Source organism: Caulobacter sp. CCH9-E1 (assembly GCF_001556515.1).
Classification (GTDB): domain Bacteria; phylum Pseudomonadota; class Alphaproteobacteria; order Caulobacterales; family Caulobacteraceae; genus Caulobacter.
In genome coordinates this window covers 1-18510 of sequence record NZ_LSJA01000148.1, presented here as the reverse complement: position 1 = coordinate 18510, position 18510 = coordinate 1, and the positions used below count along the sequence as shown (strand labels likewise).

The following is an 18510-nucleotide window of genomic DNA, read 5'->3' as shown; positions in this document are numbered from 1 at the left end:
CTGGCGGTCGCAAAAAACCTGGGCCCCGCGCAAGGCGGGGTTTCGGTGTTCTAATTAGCCCTTGAGCACTTCAAGCAGGGTCTCGCCCAGCTTGGCCGGCGAAGGCGAGACGCGGATGCCCGCGCTTTCCATCGCCGCGATCTTGTCCTCGGCGCCGCCCTTGCCGCCCGAGACGATCGCGCCCGCGTGGCCCATGTGACGGCCGGGAGGCGCCGTACGACCGGCGATGAAGCCGACCATCGGCTTCTTGCGGCCGCGCTTGGCTTCGTCCTTCAGGAACTGGGCGGCGTCCTCTTCGGCCGAGCCGCCGATCTCGCCGATCATGACGATCGACTTGGTGGCTTCGTCGGCCAGGAACATTTCCAGGACGTCGATGAACTCGGTGCCCTTGACCGGGTCGCCGCCGATGCCGACAGCGGTGGTTTGGCCCAGACCCGCGTTCGTGGTTTGGAAAACCGCTTCGTAGGTCAGGGTGCCCGAGCGCGACACGACGCCGACCGAGCCCTTCGAGAAGATCGAGCCCGGCATGATGCCGATCTTGCACTCGCCGGGCGTCAGGACGCCGGGGCAGTTCGGGCCGATCAGGCGCGACTTGGAGCCTTGCAGGGCCTTCTTGACCTTGACCATGTCCAGCACCGGGATGCCCTCGGTGATGCAGACGATCAGCGGGATCTCGGCTTCGATGGCCTCCAGGATCGAGTCGGCCGCGAAGGGCGGCGGGACGTAGATCACCGAGGCGTCGGCGCCGGTGGCTTCCTTGGCTTCGCCGACGGTGTCGAACACCGGCAGGCCGATGTGCGTTTGACCGCCCTTACCCGGGGTGACGCCGCCGACCATCTTGGTGCCGTAGGCGATGGCCTGCTCGGAGTGGAACGTGCCTTGAGCGCCGGTGATGCCCTGGCAGATGACCTTGGTGTGCGAACCGATCAGAACCGACATTTAGCGGGCGCCCTTCACAGCGGCGACGATCTTCTCGGCGCCGTCAGACAGATCGTTGGCGGCGATGACGTTCAGGCCGCTTTCCGAGATGATTTTCTTGCCGAGTTCGACGTTGGTGCCTTCCAGACGGACGACCAGCGGAACCTTCAGGCCGACTTCCTTCACGGCGGCGATGACGCCTTCCGCGATGATGTCGCAGCGCATGATGCCGCCGAAGATGTTGACCAGGATGCCCTTCACGGCCGGATCGGCGGTGATGATCTTGAAGGCCGCGGTGACCTTCTCCTTGCTGGCGCCGCCGCCGACATCCAGGAAGTTGGCCGGCTCGGCGCCGTACAGCTTGATGATGTCCATGGTGGCCATGGCCAGGCCCGCGCCGTTGACCATGCAGCCGATCTCGCCGTCGAGGGCGATGTAGGCCAGGTCGTACTTCGAGGCTTCGATTTCCTTGGGGTCTTCTTCGGTCTCGTCGCGCAGCGCCTTGATGTCCGGGTGACGGAACAGGCTGTTGCCGTCGAACGACAGCTTGGCGTCGAGGACGCGCAGGTGATCATCCGCCGTCACGATCAGCGGGTTGATCTCCAGCATGGCCATGTCCTTGGCCATGAACGCCGTATAGAGCTGGGTCAGCAGCGCGGCGGCTTCCTTGGCCAGGCCGCCGGTCAGGCCCAGAGCCTTGGCCAGGGCGCGCTGGTGGGTCGGCCACACGCCCGTCGCCGGGTCGATGGTGAAGGTGTGGATCTTCTCGGGCGTCGAGTGGGCGACGTCTTCGATGTCCATGCCGCCTTCGGTCGAGGCGACGACCGAGACCTTGCTCGAGGCGCGGTCGACCAGCAGCGACAGGTAGAATTCCTTGGCGATCGCCGCGCCTTCTTCGATGTAGAGGCGGTTGACCTGCTTGCCCTTGGGGCCGGTCTGGTGGGTCACCAGCACGCGGCCGAGCATCTCGGCGGCGTTGGCCTTGACCTCTTCGACCGACTTGACGACGCGCACGCCGCCCTTGGCGTCGGGGCCCAGGCCCTCGAACTTGCCCTTGCCGCGCCCGCCGGCGTGGATCTGGCTCTTCACGACGAAGACCGGACCGCCCAGCTTTTCGGCGGCGGCGGCGGCTTCATCGGGCGTGAAGGCGGCGAAGCCGCGCGGCACGGGGGCGCCGAACTCGGCGAGTACGGCTTTGGCTTGATGTTCGTGGATGTTCATGAGGGCCCGGTCTCGACGACGGCTTTCTGAAATGTGGCGGGGTTATAGGAGCGCTATTTCACAGGCGCAACCGCGTGTGGACGATAAGGTGAAGGCTTGCGCGCTTATCGCCCCCAATGAGAGGTCATCGCGCATCCCCTGCCCCGGCCAGGCAAGAGAAAGCCTTGACGTTGCGGAATTGTTACCGGTCACACCCTTTTCGCGCGATGACAACGTTTTCCATCCGAACAACGCATGGGGTCATGCCTCCGAGGCCACCGAAGCGGTCGCCCGCCGCTCCAGCTTGCCCCAGCCGACGCGGCCGCCACGGATGGCCATGACCACCGACTTGACCACCACGTAGTACATCAGCTGGCGATAGCCGAAGCGCTGGACGGGCAGGAACGGCAGGTCGGCCCAAGGCGCGCGCTTCTCCAGCGCCATGCCCAGGGCGCCGGCCGAAAGATCCACGGCGATGAAGATCGCCCAGTAGATCAGGCCCAGCAGCATATCGTCCGGACGCCACTCCACCGGGTGAGCCAACGCGCCGTAAAGACCGCTGATCAGGCTCCAGACCACCGCCAGGTCGACCAGCGGGGCGGCGACGGCCAGGATGATCTGGAACAGCCAGATCTGCGGCAGGGCCACGAAGCCCAGAACCGGCGTCTTGCGGCTGAACATCGCCCGGCGGTGCTTCCACACGCACTGCAGCGTGCCGAACGACCAGCGGAAGCGCTGCTTGAGCAGGCCGCCGACCGTGTCCGGCGCCTCGGTATAGGCGCGGGCCTCGGGGTCGAAGGCGACCTTCCAGCCGGCGCGTTGGCAGGCGATCGTCAGGTCCTGGTCCTCGGCCAGGGTGTCGGCCGGATAGCCGCCCAGCGCGTCGAGCACGCTTTTCCGCCAGGCCCCGACCGCGCCCGGAACCACGGTGACCGCCCCGAGCGCCGACAGAGCGCGCCGCTCCAGGTTCTGGGCGGTCACGTACTCCAGAGCCTGCCAGCGGGTGACGATGTTGACTCGGTTGCCGACGATGGCGTTGCCGGCCACCGCCCCGATGTCGGGATCCCGGAACCAGCGGGCCAGACGGCCGATCGTCTCGCGCGGGAACAGGGTGTCGGCGTCCAGCGCCACCACGTATTCGCCCTTGGCCACGGCCAGGCCGCGATTGACCGCCCGCGCCTTGCCGCCGTTCTCGAACGACAGCAGCGTCACGCGCGGATCATTGGCGAAGTGTTTGCGCACCTCGTCGGCCGTGCCGTCCTTGGAGCCGTCGTCCAGGACGATAACCTCGAGGTTCTTCCAGTCGCTCTCCAGGATCCGCGCCACCGAGGCGGCGATCACCTTCTCCTCGTTGAAGCAGGGGATCAGGACGCTGACCAGGGGGCCGGTCTCGGGATCAAGGTCGGCGGGCTCCTCGTGAGTCCAGAAGCGATGGACCAGCGCCAGGCTCGCCAGGAACACCAGACGCGCCACGCCCAGGAAGATCGCCAGGATGAACAGGGCGGCCATGCCCGCCTGGGTCCAGCGGAAGAAGTCGAAGCCCAGGCGATCGATCGCCAGGTCCAGCGCCGTGCGCGAGGTCGGCGGCATCGCCTGCTCGGGCGTCATGCCGGCCAGCTCGCCGACCGTGACCAGCTTGTAGCCCCGGGCCCGGATCGCGTCGATCAGGCCCGGCAGGGCCTCCACCGTATGGCTGCGATCGCCGCCGGCGTCGTGCAGCAGCACCACCTGGCCCGGCCGATCGCCCGGATTGTCCAGGCGGTCGAGCGTACGGTCGATGATCTGCTGGGGGGTGGGCTTTTGCCAGTCGTCGGGATCGATCCGCAGACCCACCGTCGTGTAGCCGAGGGTCTGGGCGATCACGAGCGGCGCGACCTCGTGCGGGGTCGAGGGCTCGGCGTCGCCGAAGTAAGGCGGCCGGAACAGGCGCATCGACCGGCCGGTCAACACCTCGAACAGGCGCTGAGTGGCGTTCAGCTCGACCTGCACCTGGGGCAGCGGCGTCTCGCCGATGTTGGGATGGGTCCAGCTGTGGCCGCCGACATCGTGGCCCTCGGCCACCTCGCGCTGCACGATGTCGGGCCGCTTCTGCATGTTCTGGCCGATCACGAAGAAGGTGGCCGGCGCGTGCTTCTCCTTGAGGATGTCGAGGATCTTCGGCGTCCAGCGTTGGTCCGGGCCGTCGTCGAAGGTCAGGGCGACCATGCCCTTGCGCTGGCCGTAGCGCTCGATGACGTAGGAGCTTGGGATGACGTCGTAGGTCTCGTTGGAGATCAGGCCCGTGGCGGGATCGACCTGCAGGCTGCGCTTGCCCGGCGTCGGCAGCGCCGCGACCCGCAGCACCTCGCCCCCACCGTCGAAGTCCACCCCTTGGCCGTTGGCCAGCGTGAGCAGGCCGGCCGACGAGATCTGGCCATACGGCTTGCCCAGCAGCGACCAGACGCCCGGATCCTCCATGCCCATCCGCCAGAGCGCATAGCCGCGCGGCTTCCAGGGGTCGGAGACCTTGACCTCGTTGAACAGGGTGACGGCGTCCATGAACCAGACGACGTGATCGTCGCCGTTGTCGTCGGTGTACGCGTAGGTCGGGTTCAGCACCTCCGGGTCCATCCGGATCGCCGCCCCGGCGTCCTGGGCGTTGCGCATGGCCTCGTGGAAGGTCGCCGGCGCGCCCGACGCCGGGCGGCCCTGCTTGTCCAGCGTCCAGTCGTAGCCGTAGGCGGCCAAGGCCAGCACCGTGCGCGCCGGGTCAAGCTCTGAGAAGCGCTTGGCGAGCTCGGCCTGATACCAGTCCTGGCCGGCGTTGGGGCCTGGGTCTCCTCCGGCGTAGTGCTGGTCATAGGCCATCAGCACTACGGTGTCGGAGGCCTGCGCCAAGCGCTTCAGCGGCCATCCTTGCGCGTCGTAGGGCGCGGCGACCCAGACCTCGCGGCCGGCGGGCTGCAAGGCGGCGCGGGCCTCGGCCAGGAACTTCGGATAGGCGGCCAAGCCCTTTTCCGACAGCGCCTCGAAGTCGAAGACATAGCCGCCGTAGCCGCGCTGGGCGGCCAGGTCCTTGAGGTTGGCGATCAGCTTGGTCCGAGCCTTGGGGTCGCTCAGCAGGGCGTCGCCCAGCGGTCCGTTGAAGGCGGCGTTGGCCGAGTTGTGCACCAGGGGCAGGACGGCCGGGTGGTTGGGCGCGTTAGCGATCCGCGCGGCGCCTTCCGGATCGTCGGTGACGGTGATGTCGCCGCCGGCGCCCTTGATCGCGACCCACTGCGGCGAGACCACGTCCAGCTTGTCGATGTTGCGGCGCAGGGACTCGCGGCTGTCCTGGTCCCAGTCGACATAGAAGCCGACCGAAAGCGGCCGCGCCGCGGCGCCGTTGGGCGCGGTCTTGGGGCGCGGAACGCGCTTCCAGGCGGTGACCGGCTTGGTCTTGCGCGGGGTCTCCTGGTGCAGGGCGGTCAGGGCGCGGGGGTCCTTGAGCGGCGCGTCCGGAAGGCGCGGCGCGAAGGCCAGGGTCGCCACGAAGCCCGCCACCAGCGCGGCGATCAGCGAAATGACGATCCCGAGGATCAGCTTTGCCCGTCGTTCACGCTTGCCCGTGGGGTCGTGAAAGATGTGGCGGTCTTCGGGTGTCATTCAGGTCGCTCACGATTTGTCGCGGGCTTGATACCTGAAATTGTCCGAAGCGTGGCGGTTGGGACCTTGCGGCCTTCCGCCGCCCCTTAGTCGACCCAGTCGCGTTCCAGGCGGCGCGAGGCCAGGAAGAACAGCAGCGCCGCCAGCAGATAGAAGCCCATCCCGGTATAGATCGCCCAGCGCAGCGACTCCGCGCCGAAGACGGGCTTGAGCACGTCCGAGACCTTGCCGAAATAGTAGAGCCCGACGGCGATGCCGAGCAGGTTGTTGATCAGCAGGAACAGGGCCGAGGCGGTCGTGCGCATCGGCGCCGGCGCCAGGTGCTGCACCGCCGCGGTGATGGGGCCCAGCCAAGTCAGGTTCAGGCCGGTCGGGATCAGGAAGATCAAGAAGGCGACCGTCAGAGCGGCTTGCGGGCCAAGACCGCCGACCAGCGCGCCGCTGTTCATCGCCAGCAGGAAGCACGGCACCGAGATCAGGAACGCCACGGCCGGGGTCAGCGGATAGCCCGCCTTGGACTTGGCGCCGAGCTTGTCGGCCATGACGCCGCCCAGCCAGATGCCGACCACGCCGCCCAGGAAGGCGATGCCCGAATAGTACCAGGCGGTCTGCGCCAGGGTCAGACCCAGGCTGCGCATGAAGAACGACGGCAGCCAGGCCGCGACGCCGTAGCCGCAGACCGACGACGAGGCCGCGCCCAGAGAGAGCAGCCAGAAGCTGGGCTTGGCCGCCAGTAGGCGCGCGACCTGGCCCAGCGGCGCGGCCGGCGCGGGAGCGGGGGGCGGCTCGCCGGGCGCGCGGTCGGCGCCGCCGCGCGGCGGATCGCGGACGATCAGGCGGAACACCGGCGCCAGCAGCACGCCCAGCAGACCCACGACGATGAAAGCCGTCCGCCAGCCGTAGTGGACCGCCAGCAGCCCGCCGACCAGGGTGCCCGCCGCCGTGCCCAGCGGAATGCCAAACGCGTAGGCCGCCAGGGCCCGGGCGCGTTGATGCTTGGGGAAATAGTCCGAGATCAGAGAATAGGCCGGCGCGACGCCGCCCGCCTCGCCGATCCCCACGCCCATCCGGGCCAGGAACAGGTGGCTGAAGCTTCCGACCACGCCGCACAGCGCCGTGAAGCCGCTCCACAGGGTCAGGGCCGCCGTCATGATCCAGACCCGGCTGAAGCGGTCGGCCAGCCAGGCGATCGGGATGGCCAGGGTCGTGTACAGCAGGGCGAAGGCCAGGCCGCCCATCAGGCCGAACTGGGCGTCGGTCAGGCCGAACTCGTCCTTGATCGGCTTGGCCAGGATGCCAAGGATCTGCCGGTCCAGGAAATTGAAGGTGTAGGCCAGCACCAGCATGGCCAGGACGACATAGCGATATCCCGACGCCTTCTCCGGCGTCTCATTCCCATTTCCGCTCATCGCCCGTCCCCGCTCACGCCACTGGTTACATAAAAAACGGGCGGGGCTTGTTGCAGCAAGCCCCGCCCCAGCTTTCGCCTAGAGGATTAGAACGCCACCTCGATCGAGCCGGCGATGGTGCGCGGCGGGCCGTAGAAGCCGATCACCGAGTTGTTGTAGGTGGCCCCGGCGAAGTTGTAGCCGCCGGTGCGATAGCGCTCGTCGGTCAGGTTCTTGCCGGTCAGGGCCAGCTTGTACTTGCCGCCCGGCGCGGTCCAGATCGCGGTCAGGTCGACCAGGGTGAAGGCCTTCTGGTCCAGGGCCGGCAGAGGCTGCTCGAACTGCTGGTACTTGTCGCGATAGCTGACCATCGGCGTGATCGCGAGGTCCCCGCCCGCCAGCTCGCCGCGCCAGGTCAGGCTGACATTGCCCGTCCACTTGGGGGTGTTCTGGAAGCCGTAGAGGTCGGCGACGTTGATCACCTGACCGGTGGCCAGGGTCTGCGACGGGTTCAGCGGGTTCGGCGCCCCAGCCGGCACGAAGCGGCTGAAGGTGTCGTACTTGGCGTGGATGTAGCCCAGGGCGACATTGGCCGAGAGGCTGCGGCTCAGCTTGGCGTTCGCCTCGAACTCGGCGCCGTACAGCGTCGAGGCGCCGGCGTTGTCGACCGAGCTGGCGATGCCCGACGGCACCACGACCTGGGTCGTGACCTGCTGGTCGGTGTACTTCGACAGGAAGACCGCCGACGAGAACGACACCCGGCGCTCCAGCGCGAAGCCCTTCAGGCCGGCCTCGTAGGTCTTCACGACCTCGGGCTTGTAGCCGTTGACGGTCTGCGGGGTGATGAAGGCGTCGCCGCGCATGTCCCAGCCGCCCGACTTGTAGCCCTTGGAGAACGAGGCGTAGGTCGTCAGGTCGTCGTTCAGCTCGTACGAGACCGAAATGCGCGGGGTGAACTGCTCGAAAGTCTTGTCGGCGCTGTAGTTGGTGCGCGTCTGCAGGATCGGACGCGGGGCGCCGCCCTGATAGGGCGAGGGCGTCGCGCCGAGATAGAACAGGCGGAAGACGTTGGCGCGCTTGGCGTCGCGGGTGGCGCGGGCGCCCAGCGACACCTTCAGCCGGTCGGTCAGATTGGCGCTGAAGTCGAAGAAGGCCGCGAAGCTCTGGGTGCTGACCTTGCCGCCGTCGGCGATCGACACGCCGAGATTGCCGGCGATCGTATCGAACTCGCCCGAGGCCTGGCTGTTCATGTAGTAGAGGCCGAAGACCCCCTGGACATTGTCGTCCGCGTAGACGGCCTGCAGTTCCTGCGAGAACGACCGGTCGTCATAGGTGGCCGGCACGTCCAGGGTCGGCAGCGGGGTGCCGTCGAAGTCGATCAGGGTGTCGGTGTGGCCGCGACGATTGGCGGTGATCGACTTCAGCGTGACCTTGTCGGTGACGTTCCACTGGCCGGTCAGCGACACGCCCTTGGTCAGGACGTGGTTCTTGTCGCCCAGGCCCGCCTGGGTGTCATAGACGTCCAGCACCTGATAGCCGCCCGTCAGCGAGGGCAGCTCGCGACGACCGTGGCGGGGATTGGAGTTGTCCTCGACCCGGTCATAGGCCAGGCGGAAGAACAGGTCCTCGGTCGGCTTGTACTCGGCGCTCAGGCGATAGGCGTGGACGTCCTTGTCGTAATGGTCCGCGCCGGTCGTCAGGTTCTTGCCGTAGCCGTCGCGCTTGTAGAGCGCATAGGCGGCGCCGACCGACAGGCCGGTGTCGGCGATCGGGGTCTGGGCCGTGACCAGCACGTCGGTCTGGTTATAGCTGCCGTAGGTCGCCTTGACCTTGGCGCCGGCCTCGTCGCCCAAGCGCTTGGTGACGTATTTGATCGCGCCGCCGATGGTGTTGCGGCCGTAAAGCGTGCCTTGCGGACCGCGCAGCACTTCGATGCGCTCGATATCGAAGATGTCCAGCACCGCGCCCTGCGGGCGGTAGATGTAGACGTCGTCGACATACAGGCCGACGCCGGGCTCATAGCCCCACAGCGGATCCTGCTGACCCACGCCGCGGATATAGCTGATCAGGGTGGAGTTCGAGCCGCGCGCCGTCTGCACCGTGATGTTCGGCGTCGTCTGCTGCAGGACGGTGATGTCGGTCCCGCCCGCGCGTTCCAGCTTGTCGGCCGAGAAGGCCGAGACCGCGACCGGCACGTCCTTGAGATTTTCCTCGCGCCGGCGGGCGGTCACGACCACCTGTTCGACGCCGACGCTGTCGTCGGCGGCCGGAGCCTGCTGCGCCCAAGCCGAGCCCGAAACGGCGCTCCACGCCGCGCCGGCCAGCAATGCGGCCTTCCACATCGAAGTCATGGGTTTCCCTCCCTCGTTTCCGCCCGTCCCGGTCGGTCCGTCTTCGCGGACGCGCGCTCGGGAGTTTCGCCAATTCATCGAACAGCGAATTGCCGACACCATCACCCGAACCGGCGCCATGCGCCAGCCCTTTTTCACCAGGTGATGAAAATAGACGAAGGGTGTTGTTCCGAAGACAGACTAGGCCGCGCCAGCCTTGGCGATCACCGCCTCGAAGCCGGCGGCGCAATAGGCGAACAGTCGGGCCCGCACCGCCTCCAGGTCGCTGGAGTGGCATTCGCCTTCCGACAGCGAGTCGATCCGTCCGGTCTCGGACAGGGCCAGCATCATCGAGCCGGTCAGGAACTGGTAGCACCAGTAAAGATCGCGGTACTCGGCCTGGGGCCGCACGCTCTTCAGCGTCTCGACCAGCCGGTGGACCACGGGATCGAAGAAGCGGGTCATGGTCTCGCCGCCCCAGGCCGGGGTGTTGTTCACCTGGGCCACCAGGGCGAAGTAGCTCTTCCAGCCGGGGCCGCCGTCCTGCGAGATGCGCAGCAGCGGGTCGATGAAGGCCTCGATCACGCCCTCCACCGTCATGGCGCCGCCATGGTCTCGCAGATAGGCGTCCATTGACGCCTCGCGGGCCTGGTTCAGGATCTCGGCCCGGCGCAGGAACACCGCGTCGAACAGCTCGCGCTTGGCGCCGAAATAGTAGTGGATCAGGGCGGTGTCGACGCCCGCCTCGGCCGCCACCTGACGGGTCGTGACGCCATAAAAGCCATGGCGCGCGAACAGCCCCTCGGCCGCGTCGAGGATCGTCTCCTTCAGGTCCAGGCCCTTGGCCTTGGACGGACGGCCCCGCCCGCCGGGGCGAGCCCCTGACTTGGGTGCAGTCTTGGCTGCGGTCATGAGGAAGGGCCCGCCTTGGTTGCGCTGCGTCCCCGGATAGGCGCAACCCAGCGGGCCTGGCAAGGGAGCGGCGTTCTCTAAACCTGAACAAACACCCCGTGGAAGGTCACTGGCAGGGCCACCGGCGCGCGCCAGGCGGCGATCGGGCCCTGCTCCACGCGGCGCGCGTCGAAGACGTGCAGCTCGGTCGCCTTGGCGTCCAGGTTCAGCGTCGTTCCGACGATCCAGCCGTCCAGTTCCTGGCTGGCGCCCGGGCGCGGGACGAAGACCATCTCCTCGACCATATGGCGCGGCCCAAAGCCGTAGATCTGCTCGCGATCACGCTTCCAGTCCCGCACCGCCACGCCCTGGAACAGCGGACGATCCGGCTGCTCGTTGGTGACGTGGACCGAGTACTGACGAACCTCGCCGGCGAAGCGGGGATCGCCGCGCGGGAACTCGGCCGTGGTCGCTTCCTTGGCGAGCTCCGCCTGGCCGTCGGCGCGCAGGGTGATGAACGCCCGCCGGGGCGGCGGGCCCGGAAGGTGCTTGCCTTGCAGAAACACGCCCGCGTTCTGGGCGGTCCCGAATGGGTTCTCGTCGAGACAGGCGTCGAAGCGGATGGTCCCGTCGCGCTCCTCCCAGGCGTCGCCCAGGTGGAAGAAGAAGAACGGCGGCAGCTCGAACACGCGACGCTGGGACAGATCGTCCTTGTCGATGACCAGCACCTGGGTCCCCAGCTCCGGCTTCCAGGCCATGGCCGTGGCGATCGGCATGCGGAAGCGCTCGACCACCCACGGCTGCAACAGGATGACGAGATGGCGCGCGGTGGCCGTGAAGTCGTGCATGTAGCTGGCGCGCGGCAGGTCGATCATCTCGGCCTTCTGGAGCGCGCCGTCGGGGGCGAGCTTCCAGACAATGGCGCGGCGGCCCGAAAGGCCAAGGTTCCAGATCGTCCCATCCGGCTGGACGCGCGGGTGGGCCAGGAACGGCATGCCCTTGAGATCCGGGCGCAGGGTCTTGAAGCCGCGCGTCTCCAGGCTGGCCGGGTCGAGCGCGGTGGGCGAGCCGCCCTCCCACAGGGCCCAGAGCTCGCCGCCGGCCATGATCACCGAGGTGTTGGCGGCGTTGGCGTCGTCGGGCCCGGTCAGGCGCGCGCCCGGTCCCGGGGCGGCGCCGTAGCCTGGCGTGATCACGGCGTTGGCGGCCGTGTCGTTGCGGCGCTTGACCGTGTCGACGAACCGGGCGGCCATGCGCGCCTCGCCATTGGCGATCTGGAACTTGCGGACCATGCCGTCGCCGTCGAACCAGTGGCCGACCGAGCCGCCCGGCCGGCGGAACTTGGCCGGACCGTTGCGGAACAGGGTCCCCTTCAGCTCGGCCGGCGCGCGGCCGTGCAGCCGCGTCAGGGCGGTCGGCGCGACGTCGCGCTCGACGTCGGCCAAGCCTAGAGCCCAATCGCCGGCCGCGGCGTTGGCCGCGGCGGCCCAGACCGCCTCGGGGGTCAGCAGGGCGGCCCCGCCCATCAGGGCCGCGCCGCGCAGGATGTCGCGTCGGTTCATGGTCCCCTCCCCCCTACTTCAGGCGCAGCGCTTGGGCGTTGGCGCCGGCCTTCACCTGGAAGGCGGCGTCATCGAAGGTCGGCGGGCCCATGGCGCCCATCGCGTCGCGCGAGAAGCCGTAGGGTTCGGTCGGCAGGCCAAAGGGGTTCTTGCTCATCTTGCCGTCGCCATCGATGTCCTGGAACACGCGGACGGCATAGGTCCCGACCGGCAGGGCGGGGATCTTGGCGCTGGGCTCGGCGTCCGAGGCCGAGGCCACGGCGACCCGCACGGCCTTGCCCGCGGCCCAGCCCTGGGCGCTGTCATAGACCGCGATCATCACCGTGCCGGACTTGGTCGCGAGACCGGGGAAGGAGAGGGTCAGGTCGCCGAACGCCTCCTGGGCGCGGGCGGCCGGGGCGAGCGCCAGGGCGGCGAAGGCCAGGCCGGCGAGCAAGGTCTCGGAGAGGGTCATGTCGAGGCTCCTTGTTTCGATGTGTCGGGGAAAGGACCGGCTCAGCCCAGGAACAGGGCCCAGAGCAGACGGCCCGGGATGAAGGCGAACAGGCCGGCCAGCAGCAGGCCGCCGACGAACATGCCGGTCATGGCCTTGCGGTGCGCCGCGACCTTGCCGCGCTTGATCGCGTAGACCGCGCCAGGCAGGCCGACGATCGTCCAGCCGGACAGCAGGTGGATGAAGCTGAAGTGGCCGTGGTTCAGCTGGCGGATGAACAGCGAGCTGACCGCGGTGACGCCCATGGCGATCACCCAGGTCCAGCCCAGCGCCTTGTGCAGGCCGGTTCCCTTCACGCGCATCATCAGGGCGACGCCGATCAGCAGGGCGGTCACGGCGGCGGTCAGGTGGAGCTTGATCGCCAGCGGCTGGGCCGCCAGCAGCGACAGGTTCGGCGCGTGGGGATGGACGCCCCGTTCGACCAAGAAGGCGCCCATGCCGGTGAACATCTTCGGTCCGGCGACCACGACGATCAGGACCGCCAGCACCACGCCGAGGATCGCGTTCCGCAGGGCGTCGTCGCGCATCATCAGGCGACCGATTGACTTGGCCTTCGCATCCATCTTCCTTCACTCCCGGTTCGAGCGGGGCGACCGATCGCCTCGCCGTCGACCTGGGTGTTGGAGTGGGCGACCTCGTGTCTCAATCGTCTTTGCGCCAATCGCCGCCCTCGCTTCGTGAGCGGCTGGCCGACGCCATTCACGCTTCGCGAACGGCGCTGTTCGGACCCGAGGCGGCGCGGGGCTATCTGGTGTCGGGCGGGGCCGGCGTATTCCTGGCGCTGATCGGCGCGCTGGGCTCGCACCACGTGCCCATGTTGACGCGCCTGGCCTACTGGGTCGGCCTGTGCCTGGCCGGCGCGGTCGTCGGCACGGGCGTCACCCAACTGATCGGCCGCGAGGGTCGGGCCGACAACCACCCTTGGCTCTATGGCGTGATGACGGTGGTCCTGATCACCCTGCCGTTCACGGGCGTGGTCTGGTTCGTCAGCGAGGTGCTGTTCGCCCGTGGCCTGCGGTTCGAGACCTTGCCGCGCTACCTTTTGCCGGTGCTGATCGTCACGGCGGCCATGACCGCCCTGAACTTCCTGGTCCAGCGCCGACCAATCGAGACCCACGCGGCTCCGACCGGCGCGCCCGCGCCGCGCTTTCTCGACCGCCTGCCGCCGAAGCTGCGCGGGGCCGAGCTGCACGCCGTCGAGGCCGAGGATCACTATTTGCGCCTGCACACCTCGCGCGGCCAGGACCTGATCCTGATGCGGCTGTCGGACGCGATCGCTGAACTGGAAGGCATCGAGGGCGCCCAGACCCACCGCTCGTGGTGGGTGGCCAAGGCGGCGGTCGAGGACGCCCGGCGCGGCGACGGCCGGGCGGTCCTCTCCCTGAAAGGCGGCGTCGAGGCGCCGGTCAGCCGCGCCTACGCCAGGGCTCTGCGCGAGGCGGGCTGGTTCTGATCAGCTCGTCCAGCCGCCGCCCAGCGCCTTGTAGATCGCCACGACGTCGGTGTTGACGCCGGTCTCGGCGACGGTGAGGGCGTCCTCGGCGGCCAGCAGGGTGCGCTCGGCGTCGAGCAAGACGAGGAAGTCGATGCCGCCCTCGCGGTACTGGATGCGCGCCAGCTCGGCCGCGCGGCGCGAGGCGGCGGCCTGGTCGGCCAGGCTCTTCAGCTGGGCCTGCTGCTGGCGATAGGCGACCAGGGCGTTTTCCAGGTCTTCGAGCGCGAGCAGCACGGCCTTGTCATAGGCCGCCAGCGCGGCGTCATCGCGAGCCCGCGACGCCCGCAGACGGGCATGGGCGCTGCCCAGGTCCAGCGCCAGCCAGCTGACCGTCGGCGCGACCGACCAGGCCTGGCTGGCGCTGTTTCCGAAGCCCGTCGACGTCCCCGACAGGAAGCCGACGAAGCCGGTCACCGACACGCGCGGGAAGAGGTCGGCGGTCGCCACCCCCACCCGCGCGGTCGAGGCCGCCAGGCGACGCTCGGCTGCTTGCACATCAGGACGACGGCGCAGGAACTGGCCCGCCTCGCCGATCGGCAGGGCCGCGACCAGCGGCGGCGTATCGTCCTGGCGCGGGGCCAGCAGGGCGTCCAGCGCGCCGGGCCGTTGGCCGGTCAGGACCGCCAGCCGATAGTTGGCGCGGGTGGCGGCGGTGATCAGGCCCGGGATCGCCGACTCAGTCGCGTTGAGACGCGCCTGGGCCGAGGCGACGTCGATCGGACTTCCCGCCCCGGCGTCGAACCGCACCTTGGTCAGGCGCAGCGTCTCGCGCTGGGTCTCGAGGTTGCGGTTGGCGACCTTGAGGCGGGCCTGGGCGCCGCGCAGCTCGAGATAACTTCGAGCAACTTCCGCGGCGACGGTCACCTGGGCGTCGCGCAGGTCGGCCTGGGTCGCTCCCGCTTCGGCGCCGGCCGCCTCGACACCGCGCCGGACGCGGCCGAACAGGTCGATCTCCCAGCGGGCGTCGAAGCCCGCCTGGTAGGTCTGGCTCTCGACGCGGTCGGTGGTCAGGCCCGGCTGCTGCTGCTTGCTCTTGGCATAGGTCCCGTCGGCGGTGACGTGCGGGGCCAGGTCCAGCTTCTGCTCGGTGAACAGGGCCCGGGCCTCGGCGACGCGCGCCAGGGCGATCCTGAGGTCGAGGTTCGCGCCGAGCGCCTGGCCGACCAGCTGGTCCAGCACAGGGTCGCCGAACGCCTTCCACCACTGAGCCTCGGGATTGGCGGCGGTGAACACGGCCGGGTCGGCGTTCTGGAAGGCCGCCGGCGGGGTCGCCGGCGTCTTGTAGTTCGGACCGACCGCGCAGGCGGCGGCGGTTAGGGCGACGCCGGCGATCAGCGCGGCGCGCAGGGTTTGCTTGAAGACAGACATCAGTGCGCCTCCACGGGCGAGGTCAGCTCCGTCTTCGCCGCGGCCTTGCGGGCCGTGAAGCGACGGATGACGTAGTAGAAGATCGGGGTCAGGATCAGGCCGAAGACCGTCACGCCCAGCATGCCGGAGAACACCGCCACGCCCATGGCGCGGCGCATCTCCGACCCGGCCCCGTGCGACACCACCAGGGGGTAGACCCCCATGATGAAGGCGATCGAGGTCATCAGGATCGGCCGCAGGCGCAGGCGGCAGGCCTCCAGGACCGCCTGGAGCGGGCTGTCGCCGTGCTCCTCGCGCTCCTTGGCGAACTCCACGATCAGGATGGCGTTCTTGCAGGCCAGGCCCACCAGCACGATCAGGCCGATCTGGGTGAAGATGTTGTTGTCGCCCTGGCTGATCCACACGCCGGCCAAGGCCGACAGCAGGGTCATCGGGACGATCAGGATCACCACCAGCGGCAGGCTCCAGCTCTCGTACTGGGCGACCAGCACCAGGAAGGCCAGCAGCACGCAGAGCGGGAAGATGAAGACCGCCGTGTTGCCCGCCAGGATCTGCTGGTAGGTCAGCTCGGTCCACTCGTAGCCCATGCCGTTGGGCAGCTCCTTCTTGGCCAGATCCTCCAGCGCCTTCTGGGCCTGGCCGGTCGAGTAGCCGGGCGCCGGGCCGCCGTTGATCTCGGCGGTCAGCATGCCGTTGTAATGGCTCTCGCGGTCGGGACCGGTGGTCTCGTGGAAGCTGACGAAGGCGCCCAGCGGGATCATCTGGCCGTCGCCGTTGCGGGTCTGCAGGCGCAGCATCTGCTCGGGCTGCAGGCGGAAGCGCTGGTCGGCCTGCACGTTGACCTCGTAGGTCCGCCCGAAGCGGTTGAAGTCGTTGACGTACAGCGAGCCCAGATAGACCTGCATGGTCTCGAAGAGGTCGGTCAGGGACACGCCCTGGGCCCGGGCCTTCTCGCGATCGATGTCGGCCTGAATCTTCGGAACGCTGACCTGGTAGCTGGAGAAGATCCCCGCCAGGGCCGGGTCCTGCCGCGCCTTGTCCATCAGGTTCTGGGTGGCCTTGTTCAGCTCGTCCGGACCCAGGCCCGCCTTGTCGACGATCTGCATCCGGAAGCCGCCGATGGTGCCCAGGCCCTGGACGGACGGGGGCGGGAAGACGGCGATCTGGGCGTCGGGGATGGCGCCGAACTTCTGGTTCAGGGCCGCCACGATGGCGCCGGCCTGCTTGTCGCGGTCACGACGGTCCTTGAAGTCGTCCAGCGGATAGAACACCGCCCCGGAGTTGGGACTGTTGATCAGGCCGTTCACCGACAGGCCGGGGAAGGCCACCGAGTGCTTCACGCCCGGCACGGTGTTGGCGATCTCGCCCATCTGACGGATCACCGCTTCGGTGCGGTCCAGCGAGGCGGCGTCGGGCAGCTGCACGACCGCGACCACATAGGCCTTGTCCTGCTGCGGCACGAAGCCGGTCGGGGTCTTGGCGAAGGCGAAGACCGTCAGGGCCAGCAGCACGCCGTAGACGACGAGACCCGCGGTCGAGCGGCCCAGGGTCTTGGCGACGCCGTTGACATAGCCGTTGGAGGCCTTGGCGAAGAAGCGGTTGAAGGGATTGAACAGCCAGCCCAGGGCCCGGTCGATCAGCTTCTGGAAGCGGTCCTTGGGCGCGTCATGCGACTTCAGGAGCACCGCGGCCAGGGCCGGCGACAGGGTCAGGGAGTTGATGGCCGAGATCACCGTCGAGATGGCGATGGTCAGGGCGAACTGGCGGTAGAACTGGCCGGAGAGCCCGCTAATGAAGGCGGTCGGAATGAACACCGCGCACAGCACCAGGGCCGTGGAGATGATCGGCCCCGTCACCTCGCTCATGGCTTTTCGGGTCGCGTCGGCGGGGGCCAGCCCCAGCGAGATGTTCCGCTCGACGTTCTCGACCACCACGATGGCGTCGTCGACGACGATGCCGATGGCCAGCACCAGGCCGAACAGGGTGAGCGCGTTGAGGCCGAAGCCCAGCATCAGCATGACGGCGAAGGTGCCGATCAAACTGACGGGCACGGCGATCAGCGGGATCACCGAGGCGCGCCAGCCCTGCAGGAAGATGACCACCACGATGACGACCAGGATGATCGCCTCGATCAGGGTGTGGACCACCGAGTCGATGCTCTCCTGCACGAAGGCCGTGGTGTCGTAGATGATCTCGTAGTCGACGCCTTCGGGGAACTCCTTCTTGAGCTCCTTCATGGTCTTCTTGACCTCGGCCGCCATCTGCAGGGCGTTGGAGCCGGGGCGCTGGAAGATCGGCATGGCGACGGCCGACTTGTTGTCGAGCAAGCTGCGCAGGGCGTAGTTGTTGGCGCCCAGCTCCACGCGGGCGACGTCGCCCAGGCGGGTGATCTGGCCATCCTCGCCCGAGCGGATGATGACGTCTCGGAACTGCTCCTCGTCGGTCAGGCGGCCGGGGGCGTTGATCGACAGCTGAAAGTCGGCGCCGGAGCCCGCGTTGGGCGGCGCGCCCAGCTGGCCGGCGGCCACCTGGACGTTCTGCTCGCGCAGGGCCCGCACGACGTCGCCGGCGGTCATCGACAGGGCGGCCAGCTTCTCGGGATCCAGCCAGACGCGCATCGAGTACGCGCCCGCGCCGAAGATCTGCACGTCGCCGACGCCGTCGATCCGCTTCAGCCGATCACGCACGTTCAGCTGCGCGTAATTGCTGAGGTACAGCATGTCGTAGCGGTTGTTCGGCGAGATCATGTGCACGACCAGGGTCAGGTCGGGCGAGGCCTTGTCCGTCGTGACGCCGATGCGCTGCACTTCCTGAGGGAGCTTCGGCAGGGCCTGGGCGACGCGGTTCTGGACCTGCACCTGGGCCTTATCGAGATCGGTGCCCAGCGCGAAGGTGACGGTCAGCACCATCGCCCCGTCGGCGGCCGACTGGGACGACTGGTAGATCATCCCCTCGACGCCGTTGATCGCCTGCTCCAGCGGGGCGGCGACGGTCTGGCCGATGACGGACGGGTTGGCGCCCGGATAGGCCGCGCGCACGACCACGGTCGGCGGCACCACTTCCGGATACTCGCTGATCGGCAGCTGGGGCAGCGACACCAGGCCGGCGATGAAGATGATGATGGACAGCACCGCCGCGAAGCGGGGCCTGTTCACGAAGAACTTGGAAAAGGACATGCGGGTCGTCCTGGGGAGGAGCGTGTTTGATGACCCCCTCCCCCTTGATGGGGGAGGGGCAGGGG

At 68.5% G+C, this 18510-nt stretch carries 12 protein-coding genes; 1 reads left to right on the top strand and 11 read right to left on the bottom strand.

Going from position 1 to position 18510, the window contains the following annotated elements; translation table 11 throughout:
* Nucleotides 1-54 precede the first annotated feature (54 nt).
* The 9 genes from sucD to AX690_RS09680 form a co-directional block, all read right to left on the bottom strand.
* Nucleotides 55-939, bottom strand: coding sequence for a succinate--CoA ligase subunit alpha (gene sucD / locus AX690_RS09720; RefSeq protein WP_066730347.1), 885 nt, complete (start codon nucleotides 937-939; stop codon nucleotides 55-57).
* Nucleotides 940-2139 (bottom strand): ADP-forming succinate--CoA ligase subunit beta, encoded by a 1200-nt coding sequence (gene sucC / locus AX690_RS09715; RefSeq protein ID WP_066730346.1) that lies wholly within the window; start codon nucleotides 2137-2139, stop codon nucleotides 940-942.
* A 240-nt stretch (nucleotides 2140-2379) separates the two neighbouring features.
* Entirely contained in the window at nucleotides 2380-5742 is a 3363-nt protein-coding gene (locus AX690_RS09710) for a glycosyltransferase (RefSeq protein ID WP_082769594.1), read from the bottom strand.
* 86 nt (nucleotides 5743-5828) lie between these two features.
* Nucleotides 5829-7151, bottom strand: coding sequence for an MFS transporter (locus AX690_RS09705; RefSeq protein ID WP_066730345.1), 1323 nt, complete (start codon nucleotides 7149-7151; stop codon nucleotides 5829-5831).
* 86 nt (nucleotides 7152-7237) lie between these two features.
* Nucleotides 7238-9481 (bottom strand): TonB-dependent receptor, encoded by a 2244-nt coding sequence (locus AX690_RS09700; protein ID WP_066730344.1) that lies wholly within the window; start codon nucleotides 9479-9481, stop codon nucleotides 7238-7240.
* 180 nt (nucleotides 9482-9661) lie between these two features.
* Nucleotides 9662-10372 (bottom strand): TetR/AcrR family transcriptional regulator, encoded by a 711-nt coding sequence (locus AX690_RS09695; protein ID WP_197426826.1) that lies wholly within the window; start codon nucleotides 10370-10372, stop codon nucleotides 9662-9664.
* A 77-nt stretch (nucleotides 10373-10449) separates the two neighbouring features.
* On the bottom strand, nucleotides 10450-11913 hold the full coding sequence (locus AX690_RS09690) for a carotenoid oxygenase family protein (protein ID WP_066730342.1): 1464 nt from the start codon (nucleotides 11911-11913) through the stop codon (nucleotides 10450-10452).
* A 13-nt stretch (nucleotides 11914-11926) separates the two neighbouring features.
* Entirely contained in the window at nucleotides 11927-12367 is a 441-nt protein-coding gene (locus AX690_RS09685; protein WP_066730341.1) for a DUF2141 domain-containing protein, read from the bottom strand.
* A gap of 41 nt (nucleotides 12368-12408) precedes the next feature.
* On the bottom strand, nucleotides 12409-12969 hold the full coding sequence (locus tag AX690_RS09680; RefSeq protein WP_066730340.1) for a DUF2306 domain-containing protein: 561 nt from the start codon (nucleotides 12967-12969) through the stop codon (nucleotides 12409-12411).
* 62 nt (nucleotides 12970-13031) lie between these two features.
* Here AX690_RS09680 and AX690_RS09675 point away from each other — a divergent pair, with 62 nt between their 5' ends.
* Entirely contained in the window at nucleotides 13032-13859 is an 828-nt protein-coding gene (locus AX690_RS09675; protein WP_197426825.1) for a LytTR family DNA-binding domain-containing protein, read from the top strand.
* Here AX690_RS09675 and AX690_RS09670 read toward each other — a convergent pair whose 3' ends face one another.
* Both AX690_RS09670 and AX690_RS09665 read right to left on the bottom strand, forming a co-directional pair.
* Nucleotides 13860-15269 carry an efflux transporter outer membrane subunit gene (locus AX690_RS09670; protein WP_066730338.1) on the bottom strand — a complete coding sequence of 470 codons (1410 nt, stop codon included), beginning with the start codon at nucleotides 15267-15269 and terminating at the stop codon, nucleotides 13860-13862.
* Entirely contained in the window at nucleotides 15269-18445 is a 3177-nt protein-coding gene (locus tag AX690_RS09665) for an efflux RND transporter permease subunit (RefSeq protein WP_066730337.1), read from the bottom strand. The genes AX690_RS09670 and AX690_RS09665 overlap by 1 nt, the downstream gene beginning before the upstream one ends.
* Nucleotides 18446-18510: the final 65 nt, after the last annotated feature.